General features: G+C 24.4%; 11 protein-coding genes and 3 tRNA genes. 13 read left to right on the top strand and 1 reads right to left on the bottom strand.

All coding sequences use genetic code 11. The features are described from left to right. The first annotated feature begins 38 nt into the window (after nucleotides 1-38). The 3 genes from G9C01_RS00240 to G9C01_RS00230 all read left to right on the top strand — a co-directional run bounded on the left by G9C01_RS00240 (nucleotide 39) and on the right by G9C01_RS00230 (nucleotide 290). Nucleotides 39-123 (top strand) — tRNA-Ser (locus G9C01_RS00240). Between the two features lie 9 nt (nucleotides 124-132). After that, nucleotides 133-207, top strand: a tRNA-Pro gene (locus tag G9C01_RS00235). Nucleotides 208-216: 9 nt separating this feature from the next. Continuing rightward, nucleotides 217-290, top strand: a tRNA-Arg gene (locus G9C01_RS00230). Here G9C01_RS00230 and clpP read toward each other — a convergent pair. Beyond that, the gene (gene clpP, locus G9C01_RS00225; RefSeq protein ID WP_166264907.1) at nucleotides 288-959 is read right to left on the bottom strand and encodes an ATP-dependent Clp endopeptidase proteolytic subunit ClpP; all 672 of its coding nucleotides are present in this window, start codon (nucleotides 957-959) and stop codon (nucleotides 288-290) included. The two genes, G9C01_RS00230 and clpP, sit on opposite strands and share 3 nt — an antisense overlap. 121 nt (nucleotides 960-1,080) lie before the next feature. Between clpP and G9C01_RS00220 the strand changes: the two genes are divergently transcribed. The 10 genes from G9C01_RS00220 (at nucleotide 1,081) to G9C01_RS00175 (ending at nucleotide 11,385) form a co-directional block, all read left to right on the top strand. Beyond that, nucleotides 1,081-2,535, top strand: a complete 1,455-nt coding sequence (locus G9C01_RS00220; RefSeq protein ID WP_166264904.1) for a lipopolysaccharide biosynthesis protein — start codon at nucleotides 1,081-1,083, stop codon at nucleotides 2,533-2,535. A gap of 20 nt (nucleotides 2,536-2,555) precedes the next feature. Further along, on the top strand, nucleotides 2,556-2,933 hold the full coding sequence (locus G9C01_RS00215) for a dUTP diphosphatase (RefSeq protein ID WP_166264902.1): 378 nt from the start codon (nucleotides 2,556-2,558) through the stop codon (nucleotides 2,931-2,933). A gap of 11 nt (nucleotides 2,934-2,944) precedes the next feature. Further along, nucleotides 2,945-3,973 carry a sugar phosphate nucleotidyltransferase gene (locus G9C01_RS00210; protein WP_166264899.1) on the top strand — a complete coding sequence of 343 codons (1,029 nt, stop codon included), beginning with the start codon at nucleotides 2,945-2,947 and terminating at the stop codon, nucleotides 3,971-3,973. A gap of 47 nt (nucleotides 3,974-4,020) precedes the next feature. Next, the gene (locus G9C01_RS00205; protein WP_166264896.1) at nucleotides 4,021-4,209 is read left to right on the top strand and encodes a Sec-independent protein translocase subunit TatA/TatB; all 189 of its coding nucleotides are present in this window, start codon (nucleotides 4,021-4,023) and stop codon (nucleotides 4,207-4,209) included. Nucleotides 4,210-4,312: 103 nt separating this feature from the next. Next, the gene (locus tag G9C01_RS00200) at nucleotides 4,313-5,407 is read left to right on the top strand and encodes a lytic transglycosylase domain-containing protein (RefSeq protein ID WP_242673939.1); all 1,095 of its coding nucleotides are present in this window, start codon (nucleotides 4,313-4,315) and stop codon (nucleotides 5,405-5,407) included. A 36-nt stretch (nucleotides 5,408-5,443) separates the two neighbouring features. After that, nucleotides 5,444-6,430 (top strand): recombinase RecA, encoded by a 987-nt coding sequence (gene recA / locus G9C01_RS00195; protein ID WP_166264891.1) that lies wholly within the window; start codon nucleotides 5,444-5,446, stop codon nucleotides 6,428-6,430. Further along, nucleotides 6,427-7,197 carry an MBL fold metallo-hydrolase gene (locus G9C01_RS00190; protein ID WP_166264888.1) on the top strand — a complete coding sequence of 257 codons (771 nt, stop codon included), beginning with the start codon at nucleotides 6,427-6,429 and terminating at the stop codon, nucleotides 7,195-7,197. The genes recA and G9C01_RS00190 overlap by 4 nt, the downstream gene beginning before the upstream one ends. Before the next feature lie 46 nt (nucleotides 7,198-7,243). Continuing rightward, a complete protein-coding gene (locus G9C01_RS00185) occupies nucleotides 7,244-7,399 on the top strand; it encodes a hypothetical protein (protein ID WP_371807689.1) in 156 nt (51 codons plus the stop codon). Nucleotides 7,400-7,419: 20 nt separating this feature from the next. Continuing rightward, nucleotides 7,420-10,581, top strand: a complete 3,162-nt coding sequence (gene ccsA, locus G9C01_RS00180) for a cytochrome c biogenesis protein CcsA (protein ID WP_166264885.1) — start codon at nucleotides 7,420-7,422, stop codon at nucleotides 10,579-10,581. Nucleotides 10,582-10,584: 3 nt separating this feature from the next. After that, nucleotides 10,585-11,385, top strand: coding sequence for a lysophospholipid acyltransferase family protein (locus tag G9C01_RS00175; RefSeq protein WP_166264868.1), 801 nt, complete (start codon nucleotides 10,585-10,587; stop codon nucleotides 11,383-11,385). The last annotated feature ends 1 nt before the right edge of the window (nucleotide 11,386 follow it).

Genomic DNA, 11,386 nt, shown 5'->3' with positions numbered 1-11,386 from the left:
GATTATTTAACAGATCTATTTTAGATTTGTATTTTTTTGGAGAGTTGCCGGAGTGGTTAACGGAACAGTTTGCTAAACTGTCGGTATGTAAATGCCGCGTGGGTTCGAATCCCACACTCTCCGCAAAAAAAACGGGGTATAGCGTAGTTTGGTTATCGCGCCTGGTTTGGGACCAGGAGATCGTAGGTTCAAATCCTGCTACCCCGATTTATATGAGATCACGTAGCTCAAATGGATAGAGCTACTGCCTTCTAAGCAGTAGGTTACAGGTTCGAATCCTGTCGTGATCATTTTTTTCCTTCTAATATTTCATCTATCATTCCGTATTTTTTAGCATCTACAGATGTCATCCAGTAATCTCTGTCCGAATCTTTTTCTATTTTCTCAATAGGTAAACCTGAATGTTTTGATATAATTTCATACAATTCTTTTTTTAACTTTAAAATTTCACGAACTGTTATCTCAATATCTGAAGCTGGACCTTGTGTTCCTCCTATAGGTTGATGAATCATAATTCTAGAGTGTTTTAATGCAGATCTTTTATTTTTTACACCTGAACAAAGTAATACAGCAGCCATAGATGCAGCCATTCCAGTACAAATAGTTGCAACATCCGGTTCTACAATTTGCATTGTATCATATATCCCTAATCCAGCATAAACATCTCCTCCTGGAGAATTAATATATATTTGAATATCCTTCATAGAATCTACAGATTGCAAAAATAATAACTGAGCTTGTACTATGTTAGCTACTTGATCTTCTATTGGAGTTCCTAAAAAAATAACTCGATCCATCATTAAACGAGAAAAAACATCCATTTGAGCTACATTTAATTTTCTTTCTTCAACAATATAAGGGGTCATAAACTTAATATATTCATGAATTTTTAAACTACTAATTCCCTTATGTTTTATGGCATACTGCATAAACTCTTCTGATTTTCTATGATAGTACATCTTTTTTATATTTTTATATTAAAAATTTAATCAAAGTTACTTTCTTCTCTATGAAATTTTACAAAAAAGTTTATACATGCATAAAAAATACAGAAATTAGAAACTTTTAATTTAAAAAGTATTGATTTTGTACAGAAAATTAGCAATACAAACAATTATCTACTCTATAGGATTCATTTTTCCCAGAATCATTAATTATATTTTTTTAAAATTTTTTACTCTTTTTTTTAAAAGAGAAGAATTTTCGCTTTATACAGATATGTATGCCCTGTCTTTTATAGTTATAGGATTTCTTTCTTTTGGATTAGAAAATACTTATTTTAGGTTTTTATATAAAAAAAATTATAATAAAGAAATTGTTTTTTCCACAGGAGTAATAATACAATTGTTAATCAGTTCTTTTTTTTTAATAATCTCTATAAGTTTAATAAGATATTTATCTTCTATTGCTGGATATCATAATCATCCAGAATATTTTCTCATGTTTTTTTTAATTATATTCTTTGATACAATTTGTATTCTTCCTATGGCTTGGCTTCGTGCAAATGATAAACCTTTACAATATTCTGCTATAAATATTGTCAATGTATTGATCCAATTATTTATAATAATGTATTTATTTTTTTGTTCTAATAATTTTTTTTGTAAAAAAACTTATTTTTTTTTCATTTTTCAATGGATTAGTTCTTTCACTGATAAAATTGGTTATATATTTTTTTCAAACATGATTGCTTCTTTAAGCAATTTATTTTTAGTGCTTCCTATTATTTTAAAACAAGTGACTATAAAAAAATTTAATAAAATTCTTGCCATAAACATGGTTAATTATAGTGTTCCTATTATGTTAGGGACTATCGCTTTTTCTATTAATGAAAATTTGGATAAAATTTTAATCAAGAGATGGATTTCAGACGAAATTAATGGATCTTATTCTGCTTGTTATAAAATAGCTTCTTTTATGAGTCTTTATATAAGAATTTTTAGATTAGGAATTGAACCTTTTTTTTTTAAAAAATCTAAAGATTCCGATGCAATATATTATTACGAAGAAATCACTTATATATTTGTTTTATTTGGGTTAATTTTTTATGTATTAGCATGTGGAAATATACATGTGCTTATGAAATTTTTAATGGATAAAAAATATCATCTAGCCATTCCTATTATTCCTATAATAATGATGGGAAATCTATTTTTGGGAGTTTATACAAATTTATCCATTTTTTATAAAATTATAGATAAACCTATTATTGGAACTTATATATCTTTAATTGGGTTATTGATCACTTTTTTATTTAATGCTATTTTTATTTATGATAATAGTTTTATGATTCCTGCTTGGGGGACTTTTACCTCTTATGGAGTTATGCTTATAGTTTTATACATTTGGGGGAAAAAAAATTTTATTAAATTTTGTAATAAAAAAATAAGAAATATTATCATACATTTTTTATTTGCACTTTTTATCGTTTTTATGACAAAAAAAGAAATGAGATTAGGCATATTTTTTCAAATATCATATTTAATAATTATTTTTTTATTGGAAAAAAAAAGATTTATTAATTTAATGAAATAACTTAAAAGTAAGTTTTGTATATGTATAAAAGAATATATCAATTTCCTTTTTCTTTAATCGCTAATATAAAAAAATCGATTTCCTTTAATTTTTTGGAAAGAAAATTGATTTCAACCGGAATTTTTATTAAAAAATCGGAAAATAATATATTTTTTTTAAAAAAAAAATTAATAGAACCAATTTGTATCATTCACATCACAAAAAATAAAAAATATACTTCATACAAAGAAATTAGTATAATTGTCATAAACGTTTTTTTAAAAAAAATAATAATTCAACCTAATGAAAAATTAGGAATATTAGACATAGTTAAAAATGTTAAAATAAAATGGGAAAAATCTTCTATTCTCAATTCAAGTGTAAGAGGAAGTAATAGTTTTGGAAGTACTGGAATATAAAAAAAAATGATATGAAAATTATAATCCCTATGGCAGGAAAAGGATCACGTCTTTTTCCACATACTTTAAATACACCTAAACCATTGATGTATGTTGCAGGAAAAACAATCTTGAGAAGATTGTTAGAAAGTTTACAAAAACTTATTCAAATTTTTTCCATACAAGAAATAGTCTTTATTATAGGAAATTTTGTAAATAAAAATAATATTGAAAAACAATTAGTAAAATTATCCCATGACATGAATGTTCATCCTGTAATATATAATCAAATTATTCCTCTTGGAACTGCTGACGCATTGTTAAAAGCTGAAAATTCTTTAACAGGAGAACCTATTATTGTTGCCTTTTCTGATTCTTTATTTTATCATAATTCTTTTGATAAAGAAATTACTCATAAAATAGATAACATTATATGGACAAAAAAAGTTAAAAATCCTCATTTATTTGGTATTGTAAAATGTAATTCTTCAGAAATGATTACTCATTTTATAGAAAAACCCAATAATTATGTATCAAATCTTGCAATTGTGGGATTTTATTATTTTAAAAATAGTTTTCTTTTAAAAAAAGAATTACAATACATATTAAATCATAATATTAAGAATGAAGAAGAATATCAATTAACATCTGCTTTAGAAAATATGAGGAGAAAAGGAGAAAAATTCATTAGTAAAAAAGTGAATGAATGGATGGATTTTGGAGATCAAGAAAAAATTATTTCTTCAAATTCAAAAATATTATCCATTGAATCAAAAAATTCAGAATTAATTCATAAAAAAGTTATTATAAAAAATAGTTTGATTATAAAACCTTGTTCAATTGAAGAAAATACAAATATTGAAAATAGTATTGTAGGTCCTTATGTTTCAATAGGAAAATATACAAAAGTAAAAAATAGTAATATAAAAAATTCTTTAATTCAAAATTATACAAAAATTCAATATGCAAACTTGAATCATTCAATAATAGGAAATCATTCTATTTATGTTGGAGAAAAAACAAAAAAAGTAAGTTTAGGTGATTATTCTATTTTCAAATAAATGAAAAATTCATAATTTTTTTTATATTTGATAAAAATTCCATGTATATGGATTTTATTTATATTTATATACCACTTGGTACTTTTGGCACTACAGAAATCGTGGTCATTGTTATTCTTGCTCTTTTATTATTTGGAGGTAAAAAAATTCCAGAATTAATGAGGGGATTGGGTACTGGATTAAAGGAATTTAAAAAAGCTTCTGAAGAAAAAGATTCAGAATCTGAAAAAGAATAAAAATTTTCATTTCATTTTACGTTTGTTTTTATTAGTCCTTTTTTTTTCTAAAATTAACTAATAAATAATGGGAACGACAACGGTAAGAAATATTATGTTTTTTATGTTCATATTAAAAAGTTTGATTATTCAATCTGTATCAAAACCATTTTTAGAACAAAAAAATATAATAAACTTTCATAAAAACATTTGTAATCCAAAATTGGATTTAAATAATATATATATAGAAAAATTATGGAAAAAAATGTTAGGAGGAAAGAAGAAATCTTTATCTGGATCTGGAAAAAAATTGTCTCATACTCATAATCATAATAATAAAAAAAATATTATTATTAATATCAATCCTGAAGAATTAAAACTAAGACTGAATTTTTTGAATCAAAAATCTCAAATTAAAATACTAAAATATAACAGTATTGTACATGCTTCTGTAGAGAGTTATCTTCGTATGGGAAAATATATAGGAAAAATCATTTCATTATCAAATTTTTATTTTCCTATGTTTGAGGAAAAACTTGATAATTATCGTCTTCCAAAAGAATTAAAATATTTAGCGATCATAGAATCGAATTTAAATCCGGTTATTACTTCTAAAGCAGGAGCTCAAGGTATTTGGCAATTTATGCCTGAAACTGGAAAAATATATAATCTTAATATTAATAATATTTATGATGAAAGAAATGATCCTATTAGATCTACAGAAGCAGCTTGCCGATATTTAAAATTTTTATATAAAAAAATAGGAAATTGGGAACTAGTTTTAGCTGCTTATAATGCAGGACCTGGTACAGTAGACAAAATACTACAACGTCATAAAAATAAAAAAGATTTTTGGAAATTATGGGAATTTTTTCCGAAAGAAACTCAAAATTATATTCCAAAATTTATTGCCATCAATTATGTAATGAATTATTATAAAGAACATAATATTTCTATACATTATCCCTATCCTTACAAATATAAATATAAAGAAACTATATTAATTCCTATAAAAGAAAAAATTTCATTGAAATTTTTTGCTCACAAAGCAAATATTGCTTATCAAGATTTGATTTTTCTCAATCCAAAATATCTTGTAGACCTTATTCCTCCAGGTAATAAATTAAGAATTCCAAAAAATAAGATTTTTTTATTCAAAAATAAAGAGGGATTTTTTTTAAAAAATATAGAAATTAATTTTACAGATCGTGTATTATGAGTAAAATTAAATTGGGTAAAATTTATTTTCAAAATTATGAACGAAAAGATTGAACAAAAAAAAAAATCCTTACAACTTGTTTTGGAAAAAATGGATAAAATATATGGAAAAGGAACTGTTATGCAAATGGGAGATTCTCATATAGAGAATTTAGAAATTCTATCTTCTGGATCTTTAAGTTTAGATATTGCTTTAGGAATTAAAGGGTTTCCAAAAGGTCGGATTATTGAAATATTTGGCCCCGAATCTTCTGGAAAGACGACTTTGGCTTTACATGCCATAAATCAATCTCAGAAATTAGGAGGTTTTGCTAGTTTTATTGATGCAGAACATGCTTTTGATCGTATTTATGCTAAGAAGATAGGAGTTAATATAAAAGAGTTAATAATATCTCAACCGGATAATGGAGAACAAGCTCTTGAAATAGTAGATAATTTAATTAGATCTGGAATTATTGATATAATAGTTGTTGATTCTGTAGCTGCTTTAACCCCTAAAAGTGAAATAGAAGGAGAGATGGGGGATTCTAAAATCGGATTACAAGCAAGATTAATGTCTCAAGCTTTGAGAAAGCTAACTTCTAGTATAGGTAAATCTAAAAGTATACTAATATTTATTAATCAATTAAGAGAAAAAATAGGAGTTTATGGGAATCCAGAAGTGACAACAGGAGGAAATGCTTTAAAGTTTTATTCCTCAATACGATTAGATATTCGAAAAGGAAATCAAATAAAAAACGGGGAAAAAATATTAGGAAATAGAACAAAAGTAAAAGTAGTAAAAAATAAATTATCTTCTCCTTTTAGAATCGCTGAATTTGATCTCATGTATGGAGAAGGTATTTCAAAGATTGGGGAAATTTTGGATATAGGTGTTGATTTAGGAATTATTAAAAAGAATGCGTCTTGGTTTAGCTATAGAGATATTAAATTAGGCCAGGGAAGAGATTCTGTAAAAGAATTTCTAAAAAATAAAGAAAATATTATAAATGAAATACAAAAAAATATATACAAGAATATATGAAAATTACTTTTTTGGGAACTGGAACTTCTCAAGGAATTCCTATCATTGGATCTAAACATCCGGTATGTTTATCGAAAAATTCTAAAGACAAAAGACTTAGAAGTTCTATTTTAATTGAAAAAAATCAAAAAAAATTTTTGATAGATTGTGGCCCGGATTTTCGTTATCAAATGCTAAGAAGTCATAATGAAAAATTGAATGCTATTTTTATGACGCATGAACATCAAGACCATATAGGAGGATTAGATGATATAAGACCAATTAATTTTAATATGAATCAACCTATTCCTATTTATGGATTACACAGAGTTATAAAAAATATAAAAAAAAGATTTTTTTATATTTTTTCTGAAAATAAAAAATCAAATATTTCAAGTTTTTCTGTACATGAATTAGACGAAAATGCTAAATTTTTTTTAGTAGAAAATTTCAAAATTTTTCCTTTATCCATATGGCATGGCCCTCTTCCTATTTTAGGGTTTCGTATAGAAAACTTTGCATATATTACGGATGCTAGCAGTATTCCTAGTAGAACAATACAACAATTAAAAGGAGTATCCATTTTAGTATTAAACATACTGAGAAAAGTATCAGAAAATAATTTTTTTTTCATGCTTTCTGAAACTTTGAATATCATACAAAAAATAAAACCCCAAAAAACTTATTTAACACATATTAGTCATACATTTGGATTTCATGAAGAAATTGAAAAGCTTTTACCTAAATATGTATGTCTGGCTTATGATAAATTAATTATACATGAATAGCAAAAAATACAAATAAGTAAATGCAAATAAAAAAAATTTTTTTTTCATGCTTTCTGAAACTTTGAATATCATACAAAAAATAAAACCCCAAAAAACTTATTTAACACATATTAGTCATACATTTGGATTTCATGAAGAAATTGAAAAGCTTTTACCTAAATATGTATGTCTGGCTTATGATAAATTAATTATACATGAATAGCAAAAAATACAAATAAGTAAATGCAAATAAAAAAAATTTTTTTTTCCACAAAAATTACTTCTTTTTTATTTTTATTATTAGCCATATCTATGGCTATAGCTACTTTTGTAGAAAATAAATATTCTACAGATGTAGCAAAAATATTTATTTATGAATCCACTTGGTTTGAAATTATTATGTTATTTATCATAATAAATTTAATAGGAAATATATGGAAATATAAGTTATGGAATTACAATAAATTACCTTTATTCATTTTTCATCTATCATTTGTATTAATTTTTATTGGGGGAATTTTTTCTCGATATTATGGTTTTGAAGGGACAATGTCTATTAGAGAAGGAGAAATCAATGGAAAAATTCTTTCTAAAAAAAATTATATTAAGTTAAAAATTAATAAAGGGGGTTCCACTAGGTTTTTTTATAATCCTTATATTTTTTCTTCTTTTAACAAAACATATCAAAAAAAATTTTTTTTTCATGGAAATTATTTTATAGTCAAAGTCATAAATTATATACCATGTGCAAAAGTGATTTTATCAAAAGATAATTCCAAAGAAAAAATTATAAAAATAGTTTCAACAAATCAAAAAGGAAGAACAGATAATTTTATAAAAAATGGAGATATCACAAGTATAAATGGTATTTTATTTTCTTTTAACAAAAAAATTCCTTTTGGAATTTCAATTTTTGAAAAAAAAAATAAACTTTATATAAGATCATCTTTTTCAGGGAAAAGCATAAACATGATAAATAGAAAAACCAGCTTTTTATTGAAAAAAAATGATAATTTATTGAAAATAAAGAATCTATATCAAATAGAAATAGATAAACATCATAAAATAATGCAATGGGTTATTCCTGAAGGAGTTACCAGAGGTAAACTAAAATATATCCAATCATGTGACCATGATCATGAGCATGATCATGAGAAAAATAATGAATTAAGTGCTATTACGGCAAAAATATTTTATAATAATGAATCTCAATTAGTCACTTTTTTAGGAGGAAAGAATACAACAAATATGAGTCCTTCTTTATTTTTTAAAGATTGTAAAATATCCATTGGATATGGATCTATTTTTTGGAATCTTCCTTTTTTTATAAAATTGAAAAAATTCAAAGTAGAAAATTATCCCGGTTCCGGATTTCCGTCTACTTTCATGAGTTATGTAACATTAATAGATAAAAACAAAAATAATAGAAAAAATTATTTAGTTTACATGAATAATGTTTTAAATTATAAAGGATTTAGATTTTTTCAATCTGGATACCATCCAGATGGAAAAGGAACTTTTTTTTCTGTAAATAATGATTATTTGGGAACATACTTTTCTTATATAGGTTATATTTTTATGAGTATAGGGATGTTTTTGACTTTTTTTTGTAAAGGTACTAGATTTAGTTATCTGAAAGAGAAATTAAAATATTTGTCACGTAAAAATTATTTAATATTATTTATATTGTTTTTCGGGGTACATAATAATTTGGTATTTTCTAAAATACATGAATCCCAAAAAATTCCTTTAGAAAATATCTTAGAAGCTATTCATATTCCTAAAAAACACAGTGATAATTTTGGACGTTTATTAGTACAAGATCCTAAAGGGAGGATTAAACCAATAAATACAATTGCTATTGACTTACTTAAAAAAATATACAAAAAAAATTACATAGAAAATTTGGATGCAAACCAATGGTTTCTATCTATACATCAAGATAATATTTTTTGGACTAAAATTCCTTTTATAAAAGTTGATAAAAAAGGAGGATCTAAATTTTTAAGTAAAGTAAAAGCAAATCAACAATATTATGTTTCTCTTATAGATTTATATCTTATAGATTCAAAAACTTCAAGACTCAAATTTCTTTTACAAGAAGATTATGAACAAGCTTTTTATAAAAATCCTATTCAAAGAAATGAATATGACAAAGCGGTATTGAATCTAAGTGAACGTGTAGGAATAATACACGAAATTTTCAGAGGAAAATATATACGGATTTTTCCTATTCCTCATGATCCTAATCATACTTGGTCTAGTTGGATTTTAGATTCAAATAAATTGAATCTTTTAGGTTTATCCATGTTCAATAATTATATTAAATCTTTATCATTATCCCAAAATGAAAAAAATTGGAGTATTGCGGATAATGAAATTCAAAAAATACGATCATATCAATTAAAATATGCAAAATCTATTTTACCTTCAGAAAATAAAATTTCTGTAGAAATTATTTATAATAAATTGAATATATTTTATATATTATCTTTTCTATATGCTTTTTTTGGAATAATAATTATTATTCATTCTTTTTTAAGAATTTTTTTAGAAAAAAAAAACACATATTTTTTTTCTAAAATATTTGTTGTCTTTTTATTTATTTTATTTATCCTAAATTTTTTAGGGTTAATTTCTAGATGGTATATTTCTGGACATGCCCCATGGACTAATGGATATGAATCTGCCATTTTCATAAGTTGGGGGTTAATTGGAATTGGTTTAATATTTTATAAAAATCAATTTGTATCAGGAATCACAACTTTAATTGCATCCATTTTACTAATGATAGCACATGGAAATACTATGGATCCAGAAATAACTAATTTAGTACCTGTTTTAAAATCTCATTGGCTAATTATACATGTAGCGATAATAACATCCAGTTATGGTTTTTTTTTAACAGGAGGATTTTTAGGATTTTTAGTATTACTTTTTTTTATATTAAAAATATGTTTTCATAATTATAGTAAAATAATTCATATCCATATTGAAAAATTAACTATTATTAATGAAATATGTTTGATCATAGGACTTTTTTTACTCACTATAGGAACTGTTTTAGGTTCTGTTTGGGCTAATAATAGTTGGGGACGTTATTGGAGTTGGGATCCTAAAGAAACTTGGGCTTTGATTAGTATAATGATTTATGCTTTTGTATTGCATCTTCGTTTAATTCCATATTTAAGAAGCATTTTTATTTTTAATCTATCCAGTGTATTATCCGTAAGTTCTATTTTAATGACTTATTTTGGAGTAAATTACTATTTATCAGGATTACATTCTTATGCAAAAGGAGATTCTGTTTCTATTCCTGATTGGATATATTATAGTTTGATAATTATATTGATTATCACTATTTTATCATATTTTTCATTCAAAAAAACAAAAATATATAAATAAACAGTGAATTTTCATTCGTTTTTTTTCAAAAAACATTTAAAAAAAAAAAGTACTTTATTTAGGGATGCATTTGGTAATTTGCATTTTATAAAACGTTTTTTAATTTTTACTTTTGGATGTATTTCTTATAATCGTTATAACGGATTCAATCAATTACATTTGGAAGGAACTGAATATGTAAAAAATTTACCTGATAAAAAAGTTCTTTTTGTATCCAATCATCAAACATATTTTGCTGATGTTTTTGCCATGTTTCACGTATTTTACAGTGTAAAAAATGGTTTTGTAAATAGTATTAGAAATCCTATTTATCTTTTAAATCCTAAAGTTAATTTATATTATGTAGCAGCTAAAGAAACTATGAATCAGGGTATTTTAACTAAATTATTTACTTATTCGGGAGGTATTACTGTAAAAAGACCTTGGATGAAAGGAAAAGAACAAATAAATCCTTCAGTTTTATCTGATATTACTCGTATGGGGATAGCTATTAATGATGGATGGTTAATTACTTTTCCTCAAGGAACAACCCAAGCTTTTGCTCCTGGACGAAGAGGAATAGTTCACGTAATAAGAAAGTATAATCCTATTGTTGTTCCCATAGTAATTGACGGATTTCAAAAAGCTTATGATAAAAAAGGAATCCGTATCAAAAAAAAAGGAGTTTTACAAAAAATGAAATTTAAAAAACCAATTCAATTGGATCTAAAAAAAGATACAACAGATCATATCATGGAAAAAATTATGGATTCTATAGAACAATCTCCCAAATATAAGTATAAAAAGGATAGTTCATCAAACTAAA

The sequence above is a fragment of the Blattabacterium sp. DPU genome (assembly GCF_011290385.1).
In the GTDB taxonomy this organism is placed as follows: Bacteria; Bacteroidota; Bacteroidia; order Flavobacteriales; family Blattabacteriaceae; genus Blattabacterium.
Note: the sequence above shows the minus strand (reverse complement) of the source record. Positions and strands in the feature narration are given on the sequence as shown.